This is a genomic window from Oceanithermus desulfurans, assembly GCF_014201675.1.
Taxonomy (GTDB): domain Bacteria; phylum Deinococcota; class Deinococci; order Deinococcales; family Marinithermaceae; genus Oceanithermus; species Oceanithermus desulfurans.
On sequence record NZ_JACHEZ010000003.1, the window covers coordinates 218951 to 240622 of the forward strand.

The following is a 21672-nucleotide window of genomic DNA, read 5'->3' on the forward strand; positions in this document are numbered from 1 at the left end:
GTCATGTAGGCGGACGGCGCGGCGGCCTCATCCGGGTCCCAAGCGGCTTCCTATACTGGAAACCGTGACGAGGGAAGAAGCCGCACGGCGCGTGGCCGAGCTGACCTGGGCCATCCGGCGCCACAACCACCTCTACTACGTCCTCGACCGGCCGGAGATCTCCGACGCCGAGTACGACGCGCTGGTGCGCGAGCTGGCCCAGCTGGAGGCCGCCTTTCCGGAGCTGCGCTCGCCCGCCTCCCCCACGAACCAGGTGGGGGCGGGGGTGCTGGGCGCCAGCTTCGAGCCGGTCACCCACCCGACCCCGCTCTACTCGCTGGACAACGCCTTCGGCCCCGAGGAGATCGCCGCCTTCGAGGAGCGCGCCGCCCGGGCGCTGGGCAGCGAGCCGCCGCTGGAGTACGCGCTCGAGTACAAGATCGACGGGCTTTCAATCAACCTCCTCTACGAGGACGGCCGCCTCGTCTGGGGCGCCACCCGCGGCAACGGCCGGGTGGGCGAGGAGGTGACCCAGAACCTGCTCACCGTCCAGAGCATCCCCTCGCGGCTCGCAGGCGCGCCGCCGCGGCTGGAGGTGCGCGGCGAGGTTTACATGCCCCGGGAGGTCTTCCTGGAGCTCAACCGCGCGCGCGAGGAGGCCGGGGAACTGCCCTTCAAGAACCCCCGCAACGCCGCCGCCGGCGCGGTGCGGCAGAAGGACCCCCGCATCGCCGCGGAGCGGCGGCTCGCAGCCTACTTCTACGGCGTGGGCGAGGGGGCCGCCGAGCTGGGCGCGCGCACCCAGCTCGAGCTGCTGGACCGCCTGGAGGCGCTGGGCCTGCCGGTGGAGCCCCACCGCGGCCGCGCGCTGGGCGCCGCCGGGGTCGAGGAGCGCTACCACGAGATGCTCGCCCGCCGGGCCGAGCTGCCCTTCGAAGCCGACGGGGTCACGGTCAAGCTGAACGACCTGGAGGGACAGCGCCGCCTGGGCCACACGGCCAAGTCGCCGCGCTGGGCGATCGCCTACAAGTTCCCCGCCGAGGAGAAGGAAACCCGCATCGAGAGCGTGGACTTCCAGGTGGGGCGCACCGGCCGCATCACCCCGGTGGCCAACCTGACGCCGGTCCAGCTCGACGGCACCACCGTCAGTCGCGTCACCCTGCACAACAAGGCCTTCATCGAAGAGCTGGACGCCCGCGTGGGCGACGTGGTGCGGTTGCACAAGTCGGGCGGCATCATCCCGGAAATCCTGAGGGTCGTGAAGGAAAAGCGGACCGGCGAGGAAGCGCCGATCGTCTTTCCCGACCGTTGTCCCGAGTGCAAGGCCGAGCTGGTGGAGGACGGCAAGATCCACCGCTGCCCCAACCCCCTCTGCCCCGCCAAGGCCTTCCAGCAACTGCGCCACTGGGCAAGCCGCCGCGCCATGGACGTTCAAGGCCTGGGCGACAAGCTGATCGAGCAGCTGCTGGAGAAGGGCCTGGTGCAGGACGCCGCCGACCTCTACCGGCTGGGCAAGGAGGACCTGGCCGGGCTGGAGCGGATGGGCGAGAAGAGCGCCGAGAACCTGCTGGCCCAGCTCGAGGCGAGCAAGGGCCGGGGGCTGGAACGCGCCCTCTACGGCCTCGGCATCCCCCAGGTGGGCGAGGCGCTGGCGCGCACCCTGGCCCGCCGCTTCGGAACGATCGAGAAGCTGATGGAAGCCGGCGAGGAAGAGCTGGAGGCGGTGCCCGACGTGGGCCCGATCACCGCGGCCGAGATCCGCCGGGCGCTCGCGGACGAGCGGATGCGCGACCTGATCCGGCGGCTGCAGGCGGCCGGGGTCAGCTTCGAAGCCAGGCAGGCCCAGGCGGCCGAGCAGCCGCTTGTGGGGCTGACCTTCGTCCTCACCGGCGAGCTGAGCCGCCCGCGGGCCGAGGTGAAGGAGGAGCTCGAGGCGCTCGGGGCCAAGGTGGCCGGCTCGGTGAGCCGCAAGACCAGCTACGTCGTCGCCGGCCACGGCGCCGGCAGCAAGCTCGCGAAGGCCCGGCAGCTGGGCGTGCCGGTGCTCGACGAAGCGGGCCTGGCCGCCCTGCTCGCCGAACGGGGCGCGGACGGGTAGACTGGGGCGCGATGCAGCGGAACCTGATTCTCGTCCTTCTGCTCCTCGCCGCCCTGGGCACCGCCTGGGCGCTCTGGCCGCGCACGGCGCCGCTCCAGCTCTCGGGTACCGTCCTCAAGAACCCCAGACCCGCCCCCGAGTTCCGCCTCGAGAGCGCCTCGGGGCCCGTGAGCCTCGCCGACTACCGCGGCAAGGTGGTGCTCGTCTTCTTCGGCTACGCCAACTGCCCCGACGTCTGCCCCCTGACGCTCAACCACCTGGCCCACATCTACCGCAAGCTGGGGGAACCCGAGCAGCTGCAGGTGCTGGCCATCAGCATCGACCCGGCGCGCGACACCCCCGTGGCGATGGACCGTTACGCCAAGATGTTCCACCCCAGCTTCGTCGGCCTTTCGGGGCCGCCCAAGGTCATCGCCAAGGTCGCCGCGGGGTTCTTCATCTACGTCCGCAGCGACGCCTCCGGGTACATCGACCACACCTCGACGGTGACGCTGATCGACCCCGAGGGGCGCATCCGCGTCCTCTACGGTCAGCAGCTCGTCGAGGACGAGACCGCGATGCTGCGCGACCTGCGCGCCATCCTGGAGCGGAAGGGCCGGTTCTAGTGCGCCGGGCGGGGGGGCTGCTGCTGGTGCTGCTGGCCGCCCTGGCCGCGGCCCACGCCGGCGACTTCTCGGTGGAGAAGCTGCGGATCGTGCGGACGCCGGAGGGCGTCTTCCTGGAGGGCCGGATCGTCTACCCGGCCGGAGACGACCCGCTCGAGCTCGAGGTGGTGGCGACCGACCGCGGCGAGGGGGTGCTCGAGCTGCGCCGGGGCGACGCCTGGCAGGTGGTCCGCACCGTGCCCATCCCCTACGGGGTCACCAACTTCGGCGCCGCCACCCCGATGCGCATCCGCCTGACCGGCGGCCCCTACCGCCCCGGGGAGGTGGTGCCCGTCACCTTCCTCTTCCCCGCCGGGGCGCTGATGACCGCGCGCGCGGTCGTCGAGGGGTCGCCCAGCCGCGCCCCCTGGATCTCGGCCCTGGCGCTGGGGCTGGCGCTCCTCGCCTACCTGCGCGTCAAAACCCGAAGGCGCGCAAGATCCGGCTGACCTGGTCGCTTTCGATCAGGAAGCCGTCGTGCCCGTGGGCGCTGGTGATCTCGGCGTACTCGGAACGCGCCGCGGCGGCGGTGCGCCGCACCTCGGCGGCGGGGTAGAGCAGGTCGCTGTCGATGCCCACGAAGACCGCCGGAGCGCTCAGGCGGGCGAGGGCCGCCCCCAGCCCGCCTCGCCCCCGCCCTACGTCGTGGGCGTCCATCGCCCGGGTGAGCAGCGCGTAGCTGGCGGCCGAGAACCTGCGGGTGAACTTGGCCCCCTGGTGGTCGAGGTAGCGTTCGGCCTGCACGGGGTCGTCCGCCCAGCGCTGGTCGAAACCGGCGGGGTGGCGGTAGCTGAGCATCGAGAGCGCCCGGCCCAGCGCCAGGTCGCCGCGGCGCGCCGCCTCGCGTTGCAGGTGCTGCCAGGCGCGCGCCCAGGGCCCCTGCCGCGCGGGGGCGGCGAAGACGGCCAGCGCCTGGGTGCGCTTTGGAAACTCGAGCGCGAACTCGAGCGCCAGCATGCCGCCCATGCTGCCGCCGACCACGCGCGCCGTGGGCACGCCCAGGTGGTCGAGCAGCCGCGCCTGGGCGCGCACCATGTCGCGCAGTGAGAGCTGGGGAAAGCCGGGGTCCTGGTGGGGTCCGCTCGAGCCGTAGCAGCTCCCCGGGACGTTGGCGCTGATCACGAAGTAGCGGCCGGTGTCGAGCGCCCGCCCCGGCCCCACCACCTCGTTCCACCAGCCCCGCGCCCCGAACGCCCGTTCGTAGGGCGAGAGGGAGGCCAGGGTCTCGGCTTCGTAGACGCCGGCGGCGTGGGCCGAACCGGTGAGCGCGTGGAAGACCACCACCGCGTTGTCGCGGGCGGGGCTGAGGGTGCCGTAGGTCTCGTAGCGCAGCTCCAGCGCGGGCAGCGACCCGCCGCCTTCGAGAGCGAACCGGCCCAGGCGCGCGCGCCTGGGCCGCGGGCGGAGCTCGCCCGCGGCCGGCTCTGGCAGCAGCGCCAGCGCCTCGTGCTCCCCGATCTCCTCGTAGACGAGCGTGGCCACCCTACCCCTCCAGCGCCGCCGCCAGGTCGGCCTTGAGGTCGTCCGGGTCTTCGAGGCCGACGCTGAGGCGCAGCATCTCCGGCGCCACCCCGGCGGCCTCCAGCGCCTCGGGCGCGAGCTGGGCGTGGGTGGTGGAGGCGGGGTGGATGATCAGGGTGCGGGTGTCCCCCACGTTGGCCAGGTGGCTGACGAGCTCGAGCCGGCCCAGCAGGCGCACCGCCGCGTCGTAACCGCCGCGGAGGCCGAAGGTGAGCACCGCCCCCGGGCGGCCGCCGAAGTAGCGCTGGGCGCGCGCGTGGCTGGGGTGGTCCTCGAGGCCCGGGTAGTTGACCCAGGCCACCTCGGGCCGCGCCCGCAGCCAGTGCGCCAGCTCGAGGGTGTTCTGCACGTGCCGCTCGGCGCGCAGCGCCAGGGTCTCCACCCCCAGCAGGAGCAGGTAGGCGTCGTGGGGGCTGAGCGCCGGGCCCACGTCGCGCAACCCCCCCACCCGCGCCGCGGTGGCCAGCACCGCCGGCGCGAAGGCCTCGGTGGGCACCAAGCCGTGGTAGCTGGACTGGGGGCTGGATAGGAGCGGGTAGCGCCCGTTCGCCCAGTCGAAGCGGCCGCCGTCGACGAGCGCCCCGGCGATCGCCGCCCCGTGCCCGCCGATCCACTTGGTGACCGAGTGCAGCACCGCCGCCGCGCCGTGCTCCAGCGGCCGGAAGAGGTAGCCGCCCATCCCGAAGGTGTTGTCCACGAAGACGGCCACCCCCGCCTCCGCGGCGGCCTCGGCGACGGCGTCGAAGTCGGGGATGGAAAGCGCGGGGTTGGAAAGGCTTTCCAGGTACCAGACCCGCGTCTTGTCGTCGGTCAGCGCCAGGAACTCCTCGGGCCGCGCCTCGGGGCTGGTGAAGCGGGTCTCGATGCCCAGGCGGGCGAGGGTGACCTTGAACTGGTTGACCGTGCCCCCGTAGAGGCCGGGCAGGCTCACCAGGTTGTCGCCCGCCTGCAGCACGGCGGTGAGCGCCAGGAACTGCGCGGCGTGCCCCGAGGCCACGGCCAGCCCCGCCGCGCCTCCCTCGAGGGCGGCAAGCCGGTCCTCCAGTACGGCCACCGTGGGGTTGCCGATGCGGGTGTAGATGGGTCCCGCCTCCTCGAGCGCGAACAGCCGGGCGGCGTGTTCGGCGCTTTCGAAGACGAAGCTGGTGGACTGGGCCACCGGAACCTGCCGGGGGCCTCCGGGCTCGGGGGTGTAGCCTGCGTGCAGCGCTAGGGTTGCGTACCGGTACTCGGGCATACCTGCTCCTTTCCGGGGAAAGAAAACTCCCCTTTCCGTTCGCTCTCTTGAAGACTTCAGGAAAGGGGTTGCCCTTTCCCTTATCTTTCCCGCTCGCGCGGGCCGGAATTGGCACCAAGGCGTGGGTTTCCCCACCGGTTGCCGCGGTTTCACAGGGCCGGTCCCTCCACCGCTCTGGATAAGAGAACGCACCGGATTTTGGCCGCGCTCGGCGCGGTTAGGGCGAAGTTTAGCGGCTGCGGCCGCCGCTGTCAAGCACGCCCGTCGCGGCCCCATCCGGCTCACGGGAACGGCTGGTATAAAGGGGGACGGCATGGAACGATTCGTCATCGGCATCGCGGGCGGCACCGGCAGCGGCAAGACGACGGTCACCCGCCGGGTGATCGAGGTGGTGGGCAAGGACCGGGTGGCCCTGCTGCAAATGGACAACTACTACAAGAACCAGGACCACCTGACCTTCGAGGAACGCACCCGGATCAACTACGACCACCCCGACGCCTTCGACATGCCCCTGCTGATCGACCACCTGAGCCGGCTGGTGCGCGGCGAGCCCGTCGAGAGCCCGCTCTACTCGTTCGTCGAGCACACCCGCGCCCGCGAGACCCGGCCCGTGGGCCCGGCGCCCGTCGTGGTGCTCGAGGGCATCCTCGCCCTCTACGACGCCGAGCTGCGCCGCCGCATGCACCTCAAGGTCTTCGTCGACGCCGACCCCGACGTGCGCTTCATCCGCCGTCTGCGCCGCGACGTGGACGAGCGCGGGCGCAGCCCCGAATCGGTGATCGAGCAGTACCTCAACTTCGTCCGCCCCATGCACATCGCCTTCGTGGAACCCAGCAAGCGCTTTGCGGACGTGATCATCCCCCACGGCGGGCACAACGAGCCGGCGCTCGAGATGCTGACGAGCCGGATCCATCGCATCCTGGGGGCCGCGTGAAGAAGCTCCTGCACCTGCTGTTGCTGCTCGCCCTGCTGCCCTCGCTGGCGGCGCTTTACGCCCGCTGGCAGGTGGAGCGGCCGGGGCCGGTGGTGCTCACCCTCGACGGCCAGGCGGTGCGCGAGGAGGCACGGCTGCGCGGCCTCGACCTGGACGCCCTGCTCGACCGCTACCGCGACCTGGGGGTACGCGGCCTGGGCGTCTATGAGCTGCGCACCCAGGACTGGGTCGAGCGCGGCAAGGCGCTCTACGCCGACGGCAACCTGCTCAGGCTCATCCACCCGGGCGGCGGCTTCGAGCCCGGGTGGTTCTACCTCTCGCCGCGGGACCCGGAGGAGCTCGAGCGCATCGCGAAGGCCTGGACGCTGCCGCAGCACCGCGTCGCCTGGCTCGACCGGGTCTGGATCGGTTTCCCCAAGGACGTGCTCACGATGCCCCTGGGGCCGGACCGCGGCTTCATCCTCGAGCGCTACCGCAAGGGCAACTACATCGTCTACCGCCCCTACAACGACCGCCTGCGCAGCTGGCCGCCGCCGCTGCCCGAACCGGTGCAGGCCGTCGTCTTCGCCGGCGAGGAGGTGCTCGGCTACCCCGACCGCCTGAGCCAGACGGCGGAGCTGGTCACCGCCCCGGTGGGCTTCGTCGAAGGCGCGCAGCAGAAAGGGCTGCTGCAGATCGCGCGCGACCATCCGACGCTGCGCGTCTTCAGCCTGCCCGCCGACTGGCAGCTCAAGCTCAGCCCCGAGGCCGCCGCCGAAAAGTACCTGCTGGCGGCGCGCGAACGCGGGCACCAGATCCTCTACTTCCGCCCCTGGCCCGACCCCGAAAAGACCGAGCGCTTCATCGAGCGCGTCGAGCAAGGGCTGGCGGCGAGCGGAATCGCGCTGGGCGAGCCGCTGCCGCGCACCCTGGAACCCCCGGCCTACGCCCGGCTCGCCTGGGTGGGCGTGTTGGCGGGGCTGGGGCTGCTGGCCCTCGCCTTCCCCCAGCCGCTCGGGGTGCTGCTGGCGCTGGGCCTGCTGCTGGGCGGCTTCGTCTACGCCGGGGCGGCGGCGGGACCGCTGCTCGCGGCGCTCGTCTTCGCCTCGCTGGGCTTCGTACGCTACCGCCGGGGCCTGACGGCCTGGCTGGCGGCGCTGGGCTACGCCCTCGTCGGGGCGGTCTATCTGGCGGCGCTGGGCTCGAACACCCAGACGATTACCGGCCTGGTGCCCTTCAAGGGGGTGCTGCTCACGCTGGCGGTGCCGCCGCTGCTGGTGGCCCTGGCGGGTTGGCCCAAAGACCGCGACCTGCGCCGGCTGATCGCCGAGGCCTGGGAGCACCGGGTGCGGCTCGGCGAGGTGGCGCTGGCGCTGGCGGCGGTCGTGGCCCTCGCCGTGGTGCTGCTCCGCCGCGGCAACACCGAGTGGGTGCCGGGGCTCGAACTGCAGCTGCGGGCGCTGCTGCAGGACTGGATGGTGCGCCCCCGGTTCAAGGAAATCTTCGGCCACGCCGTCGCGGTGCTGGCGCTGACCCAGCCCTGGCCCCGCTGGGTGCACGCGGGCCTGCTCGCCTTCGCGGCGCTGGCCGAGGCCTCGATCCTCAACACCTTCAGCCACTACCACTCGCCGCTCTTCGTCTCGCTGGCGCGGACGCTGAACGGCGCGGTGGTGGGGCTGGTCCTCGGGCTCGCGCTGGCCGCGGGCGTCTGGGCGGTGCGCCGATGGTGGTCGCGCTAAGCGGCTACTACGGCTTCGCCAACGCCGGCGACGAGGCGATCCTGCTGGCGCTGGTGCGCGAGGCGCGCCGCCGGGGGGTGGAGCCCGTGGTGCTCTCGGCTGACCCGAAGGGCACCGAAGCCCTGCACGGGGTGGAGGCGGTGCCGCGGTCGAAGCCCGCGGCGCTGGCGGCGCTGGCCCGCGCCGAGGGTCTGCTCTCGGGCGGGGGCGGGCTGCTGCAGAACACGACTTCGAACCGCAGCCTCGCCTACTACCTGGGCCTCGTCTACCTGGCCCAGACCCTGGGCAAGCCCACCTGGATCTTCGGGCAGTCGCTGGGGCCGCTAAGCCCCGCGGGGCGGCGCTTCACGGCGCCGGCGCTGCGCAGGAGCCGAGCGGTCGTGGTGCGCGACCGCGCCTCGCTGGAGCTGGCCCGCGGCCTGGGCGTCGCCGCCGGGCGGCTGCGCCTGGGCGCCGACGCGGCGCTGCTGCTCGAGCCACCACGGGTGAACCGCGAGGAGGGGCTGGTCGTCGTCGTCCCCCGCGCCCGGGTGCCGCAGCAGGCCAACCTGCGCCTGCGCGAGGTGGCCGAGCGGCTGCGGGCGCACGGCTTCGAGGTGCTGGTGCTGGGCTTCCAGCCGGGCTTCGACGAGCCGGCGCTCGAGCTCTTCGACGGCTTTACCCGCGAGCTCAGCGGCGACCCGCGGCGGGTGCTCTACTGGATCGCCCAGGCGGGCTACGTCCTCTCGCTCAGGCTCCACGGCCTCATCCTCGCCGCGGCCGCCGGCACCCCCTACGCCGGCGGCAGCTACGACCCCAAGGTCAGGGCCTTCTGCGAGGAAAGCGGCGCCCCCTACTGGGAGCTGCCCGGCGACCCGGAGGCGATGGTGCGGGTGGCGCTGCACCGCAGCGGCCCCGACAAGAGCGCCCTGCGCGACCTGCGGGTGCGCGCCGCCGAAGGGTTCAACCACGTCTGGGGCCGGCCGGAACCGGGAACGGCGTAAAGGAGGGCGCGCGCCCTCCTTTACGGATCGCTGCGGAGGCGTCAGTCGCCGGCGACGCGGGCCCGCAGCGAGAGCGCGTACTCGGCCAGGTGGGCCAGATTGTCGGCCACCGGCTCGCGCAGCAGGTACTCGCCCGCGCCGCTTTTTTTCAGCAGCAGGAAGGGCGGCCCGGCCAGGGCCTCGAGCACGTTCCAGACCGTCTCGCGGTCCCAGCTGCCCTCGCCCAGGTTGGCGAGCACGTCCTCGGGAAAGAAGACCTGCTGGCGGGTGTACTCGGCGAGCGCCAGCAGCACCGCCGAGAAGGCGGCCCGCTCCCCCACCCAGCGGCGCACCTCGTCCGCCAGGCGGGTGACCGCGTCCGCGTCCACGCGCCCCTCGCGGAGGAGCCGCTCGAGCTCGACCGGACCCACCGGGAAGAGCTTCTTGAGCGCCACCAGCTGCGAAAGCGCCTCGGGCGAGACGAGCGCCATCCGCACGCCGCCCAGCGCTTCGACGGCGGCGGCAAGGCGCGCCTCCGGCACCACCAGCCCCACGAAGTCGGCCCGGCCGGTACGCCGCAGGGCCAGCAGATCGGCGGGCTCGCTCTCGCCGAAACGGCCCAGCGCCAGGGTGTACTCGCGGCGGCCCAGGTAGGCGCGGAAGAGGTCGTACCCCTCGGCTGCGCTGTGCTTGAGCTCCAGCGCCTCCAGCGCCTGCACAAAGGCAGGCTTGGCGGCCCGCTTCTTCTCGCCCACGTGCGGGGTGACGCGCACCCGCTTGGGCGGCTCCGGCGCCGGGTCCGGGCTCTTCGGGGTGCGGGCCTCGACGGGGACGGCGACCTTCTTTTCCGCGGGCGGTCCCGCTTCGGCGGGTCGCGCCGCCGGGCGCGGGCGCACCTTGCGGGCGGCGGCGGCCTCCAGGGCCAGCACCTCGCCGTCTAAGGTGAGCCAGATCACGTCGTTCACCTGCAGCCGGCGCTTCTCGAAGTAGGGCTCGAGGCCGTCGAGCACCCCGCGCACCCAGTCCACGGTGCAGTCGAGCCGCTCGCCGTCCTCGTCCTGGCAGGTCACCCGCTCGCGCCCCGAGAGCATCTGACGCAGCGAAAGCGTGAGGCGGATCGTCCCCGATTGAATGCACGTACTGGTCACCACGTACCTGGCCCGCATCTATACCTCCAGCACCCGCCGCGGCTCGCCGGCGGTGAGGATGTAGTACATCTCCCGCGCCACCGTCCAGGTCGCCTCGACGTCCCCGAGCGCGCGGTGCCGCGCCCCGGTTTCAATGGAAACTTCAAACGCCCTGATCAAATGGTCCAACCCTCTTCGCCTCATTCGCGGCAGTGCGCGCCTGGCCCACTGCACGGTATCGATGACTTCGTTATGTATCTTAACACCCAGGCGGCGGGCGCGCGGGCGCAAAAAGCCCAGGTCGAAGGGGGCGTTCTGGATGACGAGGACCGCGCCCTCCAGGTACACGAGCGCCTCCTCGAGCGCCGTGTAGACGTCGGGCGCGTCGGCCACGTCGGCGCTGGAGATCCCCGTGAGCCGGGTGATGAACGGCGGGATCGGCGACCCGGGGTTGACCAGCCGCACGAAGCGCTCGACGCGGCCGGGTTCGACGCGCATCAGGGCGATCTCGATGATCTCGTTCTCGCTCGGGGAGAGGCCCGTCGTCTCCAGGTCCAGCACCACCAGCACCTCGCCCTCCTGGGGAAAGGGGTAGCGCCACTCCCAGAGCCCCAGGGCGCCTTCCTCGCGGAAGAAGCGGCCGTCGAGCACCGGCTCGATGACGCGTTCCAGCTGGGTCGGAGCCACCGAGGGCATGGCCAGGGCGCGGTAGGCGAGCTCGCGCGCGGGCCGGGGTTCGCCGGCCTCGCGCAGCGCGCGCGCCACCCGGGCGGCCATGCGGTACTCGAGAGGCACCATGATCAGTCGAGCGGCGCCGTCTGCTGATAGGCGCCTTCGGTCAGCCGCTCGAAGAGCGCGGCGAGGTCGAAGAGGCGGTCCTCGGCGAGCGCGGGAGCGATGAGCTGCACCCCCAGCGGCAGCCCTTCCTCGAAGCCCGCGGGGAGGGAGAGGGCAGGCAGCCCCGCGAGGTTGACCGCGACGGTATCCACATCGGAGAGGTACATCTCCAGCGGGTCGTCCAGCTTGGCCCCGAGCCGGAAGGCCGGGGTCGGGGTCGTGGGGGTGACGAGCAGGTCCACCTCCCAGAAGGCCTGCGCGAACTCGGCGGCGATGCGGCGGCGGGCCTTGAGGGCGCGGCCGTAGTAGGCGTCGTAGTAACCCGAGGAAAGCGCGAAGGTGCCCATCAGGATGCGGCGCTTGACCTCGGCCCCGAAGCCGCGTTCGCGCGTCCGCTGCATCAGCGCCCGCACCTCCCCGGCCGCGACGCGGGCGCCGTAGTGGACCCCGTCGTAGCGGGCCAGGTTGCTGCTCGCCTCGGCGGTGGCCACCAGGTAGTAGGCGGCGAGGGCGTGGCGCAGGCTGGGCAGCTCGACCTCCACGAAGCGCACCCCCGCGGACTCGAGCACCGTCCGGAAGCGCGCGAGCGCGTCCAGCACCCCGGGGCTGTTCCCCTCTTCCAGGGTCTCGCGAACGACGCCGAGGGTGTAGCCGCGGCCGCGCCGGGGATCGGGCTCGAGCCGTGCCGGCGGGGCCTCCAGGCTGGTGGCGTCGCGGGGGTCGTGGCCCATGAGCACCCGGCTGACGAGCGCGAGGTCCGCGACGCTGCGGCCGAAGGTGCCCACCTGGTCGAGGCTGGAAGCGAAGGCGACGAGGCCGTAGCGCGAGATGCGGCCGTAGGTGGGCTTGAAGCCCAGGGTTCCGGTAAAGGCCGCGGGCTGGCGCACCGAGCCCCCGGTGTCGGAGCCGACGGCCACGGGCACGTAGGCCGCGGCGACGGCCGCCGCCGAACCCCCCGAGGACCCTCCGGGAACGCGCTCCAGGTCCCAGGGGTTTCGGGTAGGGCCGAAGTGCGAGTGCTCGGTGGACGAGCCCATGGCGAACTCGTCGAGGTTGGTCTTGCCCACGAGGACCGCGCCGGCGGCGCGCAGGCGCTCCACCGCCGCCGCGTCGTAGGGCGGCACGAAGCCCTCGAGGACGCCGGAGGCACAGGTCGTCGCCAGGCCCCGGGTCGTCAGGTTGTCCTTCACCGCCACGGGCACGCCCGCGAGCGGCAGCTCCTCGCCGGCCTCGACGCGGCGGCGGACCGCCTCGGCCTCGGCCTCGGCCTCGGGGTTGAGGGTCAGGAAGGCGTGCACCCGGGCGTCGAAGCGCTCGATGCGCGCAAGCGTCTCGCGCAGGACGTCCCCGGGGTCGAGTTCCCCGGCGCGAACGCGGCGGGCGATGGTAACGGCGTCCATACCGCGCCCATCTTAACCCAGGAAACGCCCGACGGCGCGCAGCGCGCGCCGTCCTGGAGTCCCTGCGGGGGCTAGCCCGCCGAGAGGGTGTTGATGATCTGGAAGAGCGGGAGGAACATGCCGGCCACGATGGTGCCGACGATGGCGCCCAGGAAGATGATCATGATCGGCTCGATCGCGGCGGTCAGGCTGGCCACGGCCTCGTCGACCTCGCGTTCGTAGAAGTCGGCGATCTTCTGCAGCATGGTGTCGAGGGCGCCCGTCTCCTCGCCGATGGCGATCATCGAGGCCACCATCGGCGGGAAGACCTGCGGGTAGCGCAGCAGCGTCGAGTGGATGGGCTCGCCCACCTGGATGGCTTCCTTGGTCTCCTCGAGGATGTCCTCGATGACGGCGTTGCCGGCGGTGCCGCGGGTGATGTCCATGGCCTCGATCACGTTGACGCCGCTGGAGACAAGCAGGCCGAAGGTGCGGCTGAAGCGCGCCAGCGCGCTCTTCTTGTTGAGGTTGCCGAAGACCGGCATCCGCAGCTTGATGCGGTCGATGACGCGCCGCCCGCGCTCGGTGCGGTAGTAGGCGCGGTAGGCGAAGCCCACGATCACCGCGACGACGATCAGGTAGAGGGTGCCGCTGCGGAGGAGATCGGAGACGGCGATGAGGAAGCGGGTGAGCAGCGGCAGTTCCGAACCCAGGTCGGTGAGGATCTGGGCGAACTGGGGCACGATGCCGGTAAGCAGGAAGTAGGTGACGAGCAGCGCGAAAACGAGGACGATCACCGGATAGGTCATCGCCGACTTGATCTTGCCCCGCAGCTCCAGGTCCTTTTCCAGGAAGGTGGCCAGGCGGTCGAGCACCCCGTCCAGGGTGCCCGAGGTCTCGCCGGCGCGCACCAGGTTGACGTAGAGGCGGCTGAAGACCTTGTGCTTGGTCAGCGCGTCGCTGAAGCTCGAGCCCCCCTCCACGTCGGTGCGAATCTCCTTGAGGAGCTTCTGGAAGGCCTTGTTCTCGGTCTGCCGCTCGAGGATGGCGATGGCCTGCACGATCGGCAGACCCGCCGAGAGCATGGTGGCCAGCTGGCGGCTGAAAATGGCCACGTCCTTGAGCCCCGGACCGCGTTCGAGACCGGGGATCTTGATCTCGGCCTGGAGGCCTTTGCCGGGCTCCTTCAGCTCCGAGATGAAGTAGCCCTTTTCGCGCAGGATCTTGGCCGCAGTGCGGATGTCGTCGGCTTCGATCGTCGCGGCGATGGAGCGCCCTTGGCGGTCCTTGGCACGGTAGTGATACAGAGGCATCTTAACCGTTAGTATACCTTAGGTAACGACGATGCCGTCCGAGTTTGACCTCAGCCTCCACACCCTCCAAAGCGGCGGCCTGCTCGCCTGGCCGACCGACACCACCTGGGGCCTGTTGGCGCGGGCCGACCGCCCCGAGGCGCTCGAGCGCATCTACCGGGTCAAGGGGCGCGACCCCGCGAAGCCGCTGCAGTTGCTGGTCGCGGACCTACCGGCGGCGCGGCGGTTGCTGGACCCCGGCTGGGACGCCGCGCCGTTCGAACGCCTCGCCCGGGCGCTGTGGCCCGGGGGGCTCACCCTGGTCGTGCCCGCCGGACCCGCGGCTCCCGCCGCCTGCGTGCACGAGGGCAAGCTGGGGCTGCGGCTGCCCGCCGACCCCGAGCTGCGGCGGCTGCTCGCGCGCGCGGGAGACTACGCCGCCGCCACCAGCCTGAATCCCAGCGGCCGCCCGCCGGTCCTGCGCTACCGGGACGCCCTGCGGTACGCTGACTGGGTGGACCGGATTCACCCCGGCGAGGCGGGGGGCACCGCAGCGTCGACCGTGGTCGACCTGACCGTACCGCGCATCCTGCGCGAGGGGGCGGTGCCGGCGGCGGTGGTGCGCCGGCTGCTGGAGGAAGCATGAACGCGGCCCTGGCCGAACTGCTGGCCGTCTTCTTCGCCGCGGGACGGCCGCTTTCCGACCGCGAGCTGGCCCGGGGGCTGGAGCGCGGCGAGGAGGAGGTCCGCCGGCTCGTCGGCGAACTGGGCCGGCAGCTGGAAGACGGCGGCTACGGGGTGGCGCTCGAAGAGGTGGCGGGGGGCTGGCGGCTCATCGTCCACCCCCGCTTCGTCGACCGGGTGCAGCGGGTGCTGCGCCCCCGCCCCCCGCGGCTGAGCCCGGCGGCGCTCGAGGTGCTGGCCATCGTGGCCTACCACCAGCCGATCACCCGCCCCGAGATCGAGGCGATGCGGGGGAAGAGCTCGGACGGGGTGCTCGAGGGCCTGCTCGAGCGCGGCCTCGTCGAGGTGGTGGGGGAAAAACCGGTGGTGGGCCGCCCGCGGCTCTACGCCACCACCCAGCGCTTCCTCGAACTCTTCGGCCTCGCCAGCCTCGACGAGCTGCCCCCGCTGGAAGAGGGGCCGGCCCTGCTGCTCCGCGACTGAGGCCCTCGGTTACAATCGCTAACGACATGCGCCTGCGCGTCGACCTGACCCCCAACCCCCCCTACGGCGACGAACCGATCGTGGTCGTGGACGTCCTGCGCGCCACCACCTCGATCGGCCTCCTCCTCGAACGCGGGGCCCGCGAGGTCTGGGTGGCCCGCCACGCGCGCGCGGTCCGCGAGGCCGCGCAACCGGACGACCTGCTCCTGGGCGAGAAGGAGGGGCTGCCGCCCGAGGGGTTCCACCACGGCACCTCGCCCGCGGCGCTGGCGCGGCTGGACGTCGCGGACCGGCGGATCTACTACACCAGCGACCACCTGCCCGCCGCCCTGGAACGCATCGACCGCGGCGAGAACGTCTGGCTGGGTTCGCTGCGCAACGCGCCGGCGCTGGTGGAGAGGCTGCGCGCCCTCGACGCGGAGCAGATCACCTTCGTCTGCGCCGGTTTTCGCGGCGCCGAAGCCCTCGACGACGCGCTGGCGGCGGGGCTGATGGTGCGGGCGCTTTCCGCCGGCCGCGAGGCCTGCGAACTCGGCGACGCGGCACGGCTGAGCACCGCCCTGCTGGGTGCTGCCCCCGACCTGCTCGAGGCGTTGGTCGGCTCGGCCTCGGGCCGCTTCCTGCAGGGGATGGGGTTCGCCGACGACCTCGTCGTCGCCAGCTGGGTGGGGGCCGACCGCAGCCTGCCGGTGCTCCAGGGCACCGCGCGGAGCCGTTTCGGCCGGCTCTACCGCTTCGTATCGGAACGATGAACGCCCCCCGCGTCGAACTGCTCGGCCTGCCCCTGGACCCGGTGACGATGCCCCAGGCTCTGGCCTGGGTGCGCGCGCGCCTCACAGACCCCCGGCCGGCGCAGGTGGTGACCCTCAACCCCGAGATCGCCGTTCGCAGCCGCCGCGACCCCGAGCTGCAGCGGGCGCTGCGGGAGGCGGAGCTCGTGACCCCGGACGGCGTGGGCGTCCTCTGGGCCGCACGGCGGTTGCTGGGGCTGCACCTCGCCGAGCGGGTGACCGGCGTCGACCTTACGTTGCGGCTCTTCGAAGAGCTGGGGCCGGAGCTCCGCGTCTTCCTGCTCGGCGGCCGCCCCGGCGTGGCCGAACGCGCCGCCGCCGCCGCGGAGGGGCTGGGGGTGCGCGTCGCGGGGACCCACCACGGCTACTTTGACGACGAAGCGCCGGTGATCGCAGCGGTGGCGCAGAGCGGCGCCAACCTGCTGCTCGCGGGGATGGGCGAGCGCCAGGAAACCTTTCTGTGGCGCAACAAACTCCGGCTCGGGGTGCCGGTAATGATCGGCGTGGGCGGCACCCTCGACGTCCTCGCCGGTGAGGCCCGCCGCACCCCGGCCTGGTCGCGGCGGCTTGGGGTGGAGTGGCTGCTGCGCGTCGGGCTCGACCCCAAGCGCTGGCCGCGGGCGCTGCGCCTGCTTCGTTTCGTGATCGAAGTCGAGCGGGCGCGACGTTTGCCCCCTGCGCAAAGGTAAGCGGCTTCCTAAAATGAACGTGACGTGGCTCACGGATGCCGGATCCTGCTGATCGGCCCGCCCGAGCTGTGGTGCGGCGCGGAGCGGGTTCGCCTGCCCACAGCGCGGGCGACGGCCCTGGTCGCCTTTCTGGCGCTCCAGGAGGAGGCCGTGCCCCGCAGCCGCCTGGCCGCGCTGCTCTGGGACGCCCCCGAGGCCACGGCCCGGCACCGGCTGCGTCAGGAGCTCTACCGGCTCCAGCGCGGACCGCTGGGGCCCTACCTGCACAGCGACCGCAAGGCCGTGAAGCTGACGGAGGTCGAGAGCGACGCCGCCCGCTTCCGCGACGCCCTCGAACGCGGCGCCTGGCCCGAAGCGCTGCGGCTGTGGCGGGGCCCCTTCATGGAGGACTTCGCCCTGAGCGGCGCCGAGGCCTTCGAGGACTGGCTGGCGCTCGAGCGCGAGGCCTGGTTGGACCGCTACGTCCTGGCGCTCTCGCGGAGGGCGCTCGAGCTGGAAACGGAGGGGCGGCTCGAACCGGCGGCGCAGCTGTGGCGAACCGTCGTCGAAACGGACCCCTTTCACGAAGAGGCTCACCGCCGGCTGCTCTGGCTGCTGGCGCGCTCGGGCCGCTGGCCCGAGGCCGACCGCCTCTACCGCCAGTACCGCGAGCGCCTCGAGCGCGAGCTGGGGCTCGAGCCCGACCCCGAGACCGAGCGGCTCTACCGCGAGCTCGCCGAGCGCAAGACCCCCGCGCGGCCGGCCGCGGCGCCGGTGCCGGAAACCCTCGCCGACCCGCCGCTGGTAGGACGCGAAGAGCTGCTGTGGGAGCTGGAGCGGCTGCACCCACGGCCGGTGCTGCTGCTCGGCGAGGCGGGCAGCGGCAAAACGCGCCTGGCCAGCGAGCACCTCGCGCGGCTGGGCGGGCGCCTGCTCATCGAGCACCCCGCCTCCAGCCGCGCCCTCCCCTTCGCGGGGGTCGCCCGGGCGCTCGACCGGGCGCTGGAGCTCCAGGGACTTCCCGAACTCGACCCCGTCTGGCTGCGCGAGGCCGGCCGTCTCCTCCCCCACCGCCTCCCCGCCCCCAGCCGGCCGCTGCAGGGCGCCGCCGACCGCACCCGCTTCCTCGAGGGCCTGAGCCGCCTGCTCCTAGCCCTCGCTGGTCCCGTGCTCGTCTGGGACGACCTGCAGTGGACCGATCCGGCAGCCCTGGAGCTGCTGGCCTACCTGCTGCCGGCGGCGTCCCGCGCCGGCGTGCAGGCGGTTTTGACCGTTCGCCGGCCGATTCCCCCGGGCGCGGTCGCCGATTGGCTGGAGCCGCTGGAGGACGACCTGGCGCGGCTGGAGGTACCCCCACTCGACGAAGCCGCGGTGCACCAGCTGATCCAAAGGCTCGCCCACCAGCGCTACGGCGCCCGTCTCTTCGCCCGCAGGCTGCACTCGGCCACCGGGGGCAACCCCTTCTTCATCCTCGAGACGCTGCGCCACCTCTTCGCCCGCGGGGAGCTGCGGCTGCGCGCGGGGGGCTGGTCCACGCTTTACGACCGCACGACCGAGGACTACCGCGAACTGCCCATTCCCCGCAGCATCCGCGAGACCCTCTGGGCCCGGCTCCACGCCCTCGACGGCCCCCTGAAGCGGACGCTCGAGCTGACCTGCGTCGCCCGCAACCCCGTCACCCCGGAAACGCTGGCGCGGGTGCTGGGGGTGCCCGAACTGGAAGCGGCGCGGCACCTCGAAGAGCTGCGCGAGCGCCAGCTCACCGCCGACCGCGCCCACGGCTACACGCCCGCCCACGAGCACCTGCGCGCGCTCGTCCTGGAAACGCTGAACCCCCCGCTGGCCCGCACCTACCACCGCGCCTGGGCCCGCACCCTCGAGGCCCAGGGGCAGCACGCCCAGGCCGCCGAGCACTGGCAGGAGGCCGGGAACGCGGAGCGCGCGGCCCGGGGTTTCCTCGCAGCGGCCCGCAACACGCCGCACGACCCGCTGTCGGCCCGCGCCTACTACCTGCGGGCGCTGCACCTCGGCGAGGGGCTGGAGCTCCGCGAGCGGCAGGAGCTCGAACTCGACCTGCTGGAGCTGGACCTGCGGCTGGGCCGGCTGGGCGAGGCGGGGCGGGAGCGGCTCGAGCAGCTCGCAGAAACCACCGGCGCCCGCAGCCGCCTGCTGATCGCCGAGGCCCTGCTCCAGCGCGGCGACTACCCGCGGGCCCTGGCCGCGGCCCGTGCGGGGCTGGCGCGGGCGCTGCGCGAGGGCGACCGCGCCAACCAGGCGCGGGCGCACTTTCTGCTCGCCTGGATCTACTACCGCCACGGCGATCCGGGGGCCCAGCTGGCGGAGCTGGAGCAGGCGCTGGACGCCTACCTGCAGATCGGGGACCACCAGGGCGCCGCGCGCACCCTGCGCAACCTGGCCGCCCTCTACTTCCGCCTGGGAGAAAAGGAGACGGGCGACGCCCTTCAGGCCCGCGCCCTCGAGGAGGCCCAGGCGGTGGGCGACGGCGTGCTCACCCTGCGGATCCGCGCCGACCGCGCCACCGGCCGCTGGCTGCGCGGCGACTTCCCCTGGGTCCTCCGCGAAGCGCGGGCGCTGCGGCGGGCGGCGCGGCGGCTGGGCGACTACGGCGGCGAGCTCGACGCGCTCGAGCTCGAGGGCCTGGCGGCGCTGAAGCTCGGCGACCACGCCGGCGCCCACCGCGCCTTCGACGCCGCGGTCCGACGCGCCGACGAGCTGCACCTGGAAAAGGACGCCGCCCTCGCCCGCTCCGAACGGGCCTGGGCCTCCATCGAGCTGGGGGCCTTCAGCGAGGCGGAATCCGACCTGAGGGCGGCCCTCGCGGTCCAGCACCGCATCGGCGATCAGGCCAAGCTGGGTCACACCTACCACACCTGGGGCTACCTGCACCTGCGACGCGGGGCCCACGAGGAGGCGTTGCGCTGGTTCCGGCGCGCCGCCCGGCACTGGCGCGCCCGCGGCGAACGCGGGCACCTGGCCCGCAGCCTCGCCTACGCGGCGCTGGCGGCCGCGGCGTCGGGGCGCGGGCGGCTGGCGCAGCGACTCAGCGGTGAGGCGCTGCGGGCCAGCCACGACTGGCCCGTCGGGGTGCCCGACCGGCCCCTGGTGTGGGCCGTTTACGCGCGCTTTCACGCCCGCGGCGGGCGCTGGTTGCGGCAGGCCCGTGAAGAGCTGCGAAGCCTGGGCGCCCGGCTCCGCCCGGCGGCGCGCCGGCGGCTGGCGTCCACCTTCGTCTACCGCGCGGTCTGCGACGAGCCGGGCTTGTGACGCAGTTGTGACGCAGCCCGCCTAAGCTGGGGCCATGAAGCGGCCGGACCCTCGTTCCCAAGACTGGCGGTTCGAGATCGAAGTCCACAAGGCGCCCGCGGAGCCGATCCGCATCCGCCTGCGCGAAGAAGACCGGGGGGAGCTGCAGTTTGACTCGTGGGAGGCCCTCTACCGCTACCTGTCCGAGCGCTTTCCGGAGTGGCTGGGCTACCTACGCTAGCCCGGCCTGCACCAGCGCGTAAGCGTAACCGTCGCCCAGCGCCTTGAGCGAGGCCTCGATCACGTTGGCGCTGGCGCCGACGGTGCTCCAGCGCTTCCCGGCGCCCTCCATCTCCACGAGCACCCGCACCACGCTGGCCGTGCCGGCCTCCTGCCCTTCCAGCACGCGCACCTTGTAGTCGGCCAGCCCCACCGCCTCGAGCTCGGGGAAGAAGTTGAGCAGCGCTTTGCGCAGGGCGTTGTCGAGGGCGCCCACGGGGCCCTGGCCCGTCGCGGCGGTGTGGACCGAACGCCCGGCCACGGTGAGCTGTACGGTGGCCTCCGCCTGCCAGCGGCCGTGGGCGTCCCCGCCGGTCCAGCTGCGGAAGGCGTCGACGCGGAAGGGCTCGGGGGCGCCGCGCAGCCGCCGGGCCAGCAGGAAGAACGAGGCGTCCGCGCCCTCGAAGGCGTAGCCGTCGCGCTCGAGCGCCTTCACCTCCTCCAGCAGCGGCCCCGCCTCCTCCTTGGCGAGCTCGAGTCCCGCCTCGGCCAGCTTGGCCAGCAGGTTCGAACGCCCCGAAAGGTCGGAAACCAGGAATCGCCGCCGGTTGCCCACCCGTTCGGGCTCGACGTGCTCGTAGGTGCGCGGGTTCTTGAGCACCGCCGAAACGTGCACGCCCCCCTTGTGGGCGAAGGCCGCGTCGCCCACGTAGGGGGCGCGGCGGTTCGGCGTCTGGTTGGCGCGCTCGTCGACGAAGTGGGCCAGCTCGCGCAACCCCGCCAGCTTCGCCGCCGCCTTCAGCTCGGCCCCGTACTTGAGCACCAGGGTGGGAATGAGGCTCGTCAGGTTGGCGTTACCGGCGCGCTCGCCGTAGCCGCCCACGGTGCCTTGGAGGTGGCGTGCGCCGGCCCGCAGCGCCGCCAGGCTGTTGGCCACGGCCAGCTCGGCGTCGTTGTGGGTGTGCACCCCGACCGTGCGGTCGGGGAACCGCCGCACCACCTCGGCGGTGGCCGCGAACACCTCCTCGGGCAGCCGCCCGCCGTTGGTGTCGGCGAGGACCAGCGTGTCCGCGCCGCCCGCGGCCGCCGCCTCCAGGGTGGCCAGGGCGTAGCCGGGGTCCTCGGCGTAGCCGTCGAAGAAGTGCTCGGCGTCGTAGACCACACGCCTACCCGCCGCGCGCAGGAAGGCGACCGACTCGCGAATCATCGCCAGGTTGGCCTCGAGGCTCACCCCCAGCGCCTCCAGCGCGTGCAGGGTCCACGATTTACCAAAGAGCGTCACCACCGGAGTCTCGGCCGCCAGCAGCGCGGCCAGCGAGGGGTCGTCCTCGGCAGCGAGGTCGCGGCGACGGGTGGCGCCGAAGGCGGTCAGCCGGGCACCGCGGGGCAGCGCCCGGCCCTTCATGGCCTCGAAGAAGTCGGCGTCGCGCGGGTTCGACCCCGGCCAGCCGCCCTCGATCAGGTCGACGCCGAAGGCGGCCAGCGCCTCGGCCACGGCGATCTTGTCGCGCACCGAGAGGGTCACGCCCTCCGCCTGGGTGCCGTCGCGCAGCGTGGTGTCGAGGAGCTCGATCCGCGCTCCCGCCAGCGGTTTCGTTTCATTCACAGCCGCTGCGCCCCTCCTTCTGCAAGATCAGCTCCTGCACCAGCATCAGCGCCGCCGCGCGCGAGAGCGCGGCGTCGCGGGGGTCGTCGAGGTCGCGGGCGAAACAGCGCAGGACCCGGTGGTAGGCGGCGAAGATGCGCTGGGCGTCGGGCTCGACGGTAGCACCCAGGCGCGCCTCGGTCTTGAGCACCCAGTCCTCGATCTCGCTCAGACGTGGCGGCATAACGGT

Annotated in this window: 20 protein-coding genes and 1 riboswitch; of the genes, 12 read left to right on the top strand and 8 right to left on the bottom strand. The window is 73.0% G+C overall.

From position 1 onward, the window contains the following. Positions 1–64 precede the first annotated feature (64 nt). From ligA to HNQ05_RS05210, 3 genes are read left to right on the top strand one after another with little or no spacing between them, the layout of a single operon-like run. Positions 65–2077: an NAD-dependent DNA ligase LigA gene (gene ligA / locus HNQ05_RS05200; protein ID WP_147146626.1), complete on the top strand. Its 2013-nt coding sequence runs from the start codon at positions 65–67 to the stop codon at positions 2075–2077. An 11-nt stretch (positions 2078–2088) separates the two neighbouring features. Beyond that, positions 2089–2682 (top strand): SCO family protein, encoded by a 594-nt coding sequence (locus HNQ05_RS05205; RefSeq protein WP_147146624.1) that lies wholly within the window; start codon positions 2089–2091, stop codon positions 2680–2682. Beyond that, positions 2682–3170: a hypothetical protein gene (locus HNQ05_RS05210; protein WP_147146622.1), complete on the top strand. Its 489-nt coding sequence runs from the start codon at positions 2682–2684 to the stop codon at positions 3168–3170. Before HNQ05_RS05205 ends, HNQ05_RS05210 begins: the two co-directional genes overlap by 1 nt. Here HNQ05_RS05210 and HNQ05_RS05215 read toward each other — a convergent pair. Next, positions 3139–4203, bottom strand: a complete 1065-nt coding sequence (locus HNQ05_RS05215; RefSeq protein WP_147146620.1) for a homoserine O-acetyltransferase family protein — start codon at positions 4201–4203, stop codon at positions 3139–3141. The genes HNQ05_RS05210 and HNQ05_RS05215 overlap by 32 nt on opposite strands. Position 4204: 1 nt before the next feature. Beyond that, on the bottom strand, positions 4205–5479 hold the full coding sequence (locus HNQ05_RS05220) for an O-acetylhomoserine aminocarboxypropyltransferase/cysteine synthase family protein (protein ID WP_147146618.1): 1275 nt from the start codon (positions 5477–5479) through the stop codon (positions 4205–4207). A gap of 77 nt (positions 5480–5556) precedes the next feature. Then, a riboswitch (SAM riboswitch) is annotated at positions 5557–5664 on the bottom strand. A 128-nt stretch (positions 5665–5792) separates the two neighbouring features. On the opposite strand from HNQ05_RS05220, the gene udk reads away from it, so the two are divergent. The 3 genes from udk to csaB are packed head-to-tail and all read left to right on the top strand — an operon-like array spanning position 5793 to position 9114. Beyond that, positions 5793–6413 (top strand): uridine kinase, encoded by a 621-nt coding sequence (udk, locus tag HNQ05_RS05225; RefSeq protein ID WP_147146616.1) that lies wholly within the window; start codon positions 5793–5795, stop codon positions 6411–6413. Further along, the gene (locus tag HNQ05_RS05230) at positions 6410–8131 is read left to right on the top strand and encodes a DUF5693 family protein (RefSeq protein ID WP_147146613.1); all 1722 of its coding nucleotides are present in this window, start codon (positions 6410–6412) and stop codon (positions 8129–8131) included. The genes udk and HNQ05_RS05230 overlap by 4 nt, the downstream gene beginning before the upstream one ends. Continuing rightward, on the top strand, positions 8116–9114 hold the full coding sequence (gene csaB, locus HNQ05_RS05235) for a polysaccharide pyruvyl transferase CsaB (RefSeq protein ID WP_147146611.1): 999 nt from the start codon (positions 8116–8118) through the stop codon (positions 9112–9114). The genes HNQ05_RS05230 and csaB overlap by 16 nt, the downstream gene beginning before the upstream one ends. A 41-nt stretch (positions 9115–9155) precedes the next feature. On the opposite strand, the gene HNQ05_RS05240 is transcribed toward csaB, so the two are convergent. From HNQ05_RS05240 to pilC, 4 genes are all read right to left on the bottom strand, one after another. Then, on the bottom strand, positions 9156–10259 hold the full coding sequence (locus tag HNQ05_RS05240) for a hypothetical protein (protein WP_147146609.1): 1104 nt from the start codon (positions 10257–10259) through the stop codon (positions 9156–9158). After that, complete coding sequence (locus HNQ05_RS05245) at positions 10260–11018, bottom strand: 3'-5' exonuclease (protein WP_147146607.1); 759 nt, start codon at positions 11016–11018, stop codon at positions 10260–10262. A 2-nt stretch (positions 11019–11020) separates the two neighbouring features. Beyond that, positions 11021–12457: an Asp-tRNA(Asn)/Glu-tRNA(Gln) amidotransferase subunit GatA gene (gene gatA, locus HNQ05_RS05250; RefSeq protein WP_147146605.1), complete on the bottom strand. Its 1437-nt coding sequence runs from the start codon at positions 12455–12457 to the stop codon at positions 11021–11023. Positions 12458–12528: 71 nt separating this feature from the next. After that, positions 12529–13749, bottom strand: coding sequence for a type IV pilus assembly protein PilC (gene pilC, locus HNQ05_RS05255; RefSeq protein WP_147146603.1), 1221 nt, complete (start codon positions 13747–13749; stop codon positions 12529–12531). Between the two features lie 31 nt (positions 13750–13780). Here pilC and HNQ05_RS05260 point away from each other — a divergent pair, with 31 nt between their 5' ends. From HNQ05_RS05260 to HNQ05_RS05285, 6 genes are read left to right on the top strand one after another with little or no spacing between them, the layout of a single operon-like run. Next, positions 13781–14374 (top strand): L-threonylcarbamoyladenylate synthase, encoded by a 594-nt coding sequence (locus HNQ05_RS05260; RefSeq protein ID WP_147146600.1) that lies wholly within the window; start codon positions 13781–13783, stop codon positions 14372–14374. After that, positions 14371–14895 carry an SMC-Scp complex subunit ScpB gene (scpB, locus tag HNQ05_RS05265; RefSeq protein ID WP_147146598.1) on the top strand — a complete coding sequence of 175 codons (525 nt, stop codon included), beginning with the start codon at positions 14371–14373 and terminating at the stop codon, positions 14893–14895. The genes HNQ05_RS05260 and scpB overlap by 4 nt, the downstream gene beginning before the upstream one ends. 26 nt (positions 14896–14921) lie before the next feature. Beyond that, the gene (locus HNQ05_RS05270) at positions 14922–15647 is read left to right on the top strand and encodes a 2-phosphosulfolactate phosphatase (RefSeq protein ID WP_147146596.1); all 726 of its coding nucleotides are present in this window, start codon (positions 14922–14924) and stop codon (positions 15645–15647) included. Beyond that, positions 15644–16375, top strand: coding sequence for a WecB/TagA/CpsF family glycosyltransferase (locus HNQ05_RS05275; RefSeq protein ID WP_147146594.1), 732 nt, complete (start codon positions 15644–15646; stop codon positions 16373–16375). Before HNQ05_RS05270 ends, HNQ05_RS05275 begins: the two co-directional genes overlap by 4 nt. A 24-nt stretch (positions 16376–16399) precedes the next feature. Then, on the top strand, positions 16400–19639 hold the full coding sequence (locus HNQ05_RS05280; protein WP_147146592.1) for an ATP-binding protein: 3240 nt from the start codon (positions 16400–16402) through the stop codon (positions 19637–19639). A 34-nt stretch (positions 19640–19673) separates the two neighbouring features. Further along, complete coding sequence (locus HNQ05_RS05285; RefSeq protein ID WP_147146590.1) at positions 19674–19859, top strand: hypothetical protein; 186 nt, start codon at positions 19674–19676, stop codon at positions 19857–19859. Here the strand turns inward: HNQ05_RS05285 and cimA are convergent. Beyond that, positions 19851–21443, bottom strand: a complete 1593-nt coding sequence (cimA, locus tag HNQ05_RS05290) for a citramalate synthase (RefSeq protein WP_147146588.1) — start codon at positions 21441–21443, stop codon at positions 19851–19853. The genes HNQ05_RS05285 and cimA overlap by 9 nt on opposite strands. Continuing rightward, positions 21436–21666, bottom strand: coding sequence for a hypothetical protein (locus tag HNQ05_RS05295; RefSeq protein WP_147146586.1), 231 nt, complete (start codon positions 21664–21666; stop codon positions 21436–21438). The genes cimA and HNQ05_RS05295 overlap by 8 nt, the downstream gene beginning before the upstream one ends. Positions 21667–21672 lie beyond the last annotated feature (6 nt).

Excerpts from the sequence above, each read along its gene's own strand:
- HNQ05_RS05205 (WP_147146624.1), top strand. The coding sequence starts at position 2,089 with ATGCAGCGGAACCTGATTCTCGTCCTTCTGCTCCTCGCCGCCCTGGGC.
- HNQ05_RS05220 (WP_147146618.1), bottom strand. The coding sequence starts at position 5,479 with ATGCCCGAGTACCGGTACGCAACCCTAGCGCTGCACGCAGGCTACACC.
- udk (WP_147146616.1), top strand. The coding sequence starts at position 5,793 with ATGGAACGATTCGTCATCGGCATCGCGGGCGGCACCGGCAGCGGCAAG.
- csaB (WP_147146611.1), top strand. The coding sequence starts at position 8,116 with ATGGTGGTCGCGCTAAGCGGCTACTACGGCTTCGCCAACGCCGGCGAC.
- HNQ05_RS05240 (WP_147146609.1), bottom strand. The coding sequence starts at position 10,259 with ATGCGGGCCAGGTACGTGGTGACCAGTACGTGCATTCAATCGGGGACG.
- HNQ05_RS05245 (WP_147146607.1), bottom strand. The coding sequence starts at position 11,018 with ATGGTGCCTCTCGAGTACCGCATGGCCGCCCGGGTGGCGCGCGCGCTG.
- gatA (WP_147146605.1), bottom strand. The coding sequence starts at position 12,457 with ATGGACGCCGTTACCATCGCCCGCCGCGTTCGCGCCGGGGAACTCGAC.
- pilC (WP_147146603.1), bottom strand. The coding sequence starts at position 13,749 with ATGCCTCTGTATCACTACCGTGCCAAGGACCGCCAAGGGCGCTCCATC.
- HNQ05_RS05260 (WP_147146600.1), top strand. The coding sequence starts at position 13,781 with ATGCCGTCCGAGTTTGACCTCAGCCTCCACACCCTCCAAAGCGGCGGC.
- scpB (WP_147146598.1), top strand. The coding sequence starts at position 14,371 with ATGAACGCGGCCCTGGCCGAACTGCTGGCCGTCTTCTTCGCCGCGGGA.
- HNQ05_RS05270 (WP_147146596.1), top strand. The coding sequence starts at position 14,922 with ATGCGCCTGCGCGTCGACCTGACCCCCAACCCCCCCTACGGCGACGAA.
- HNQ05_RS05275 (WP_147146594.1), top strand. The coding sequence starts at position 15,644 with ATGAACGCCCCCCGCGTCGAACTGCTCGGCCTGCCCCTGGACCCGGTG.
- HNQ05_RS05285 (WP_147146590.1), top strand. The coding sequence starts at position 19,674 with ATGAAGCGGCCGGACCCTCGTTCCCAAGACTGGCGGTTCGAGATCGAA.
- HNQ05_RS05295 (WP_147146586.1), bottom strand. The coding sequence starts at position 21,666 with ATGCCGCCACGTCTGAGCGAGATCGAGGACTGGGTGCTCAAGACCGAG.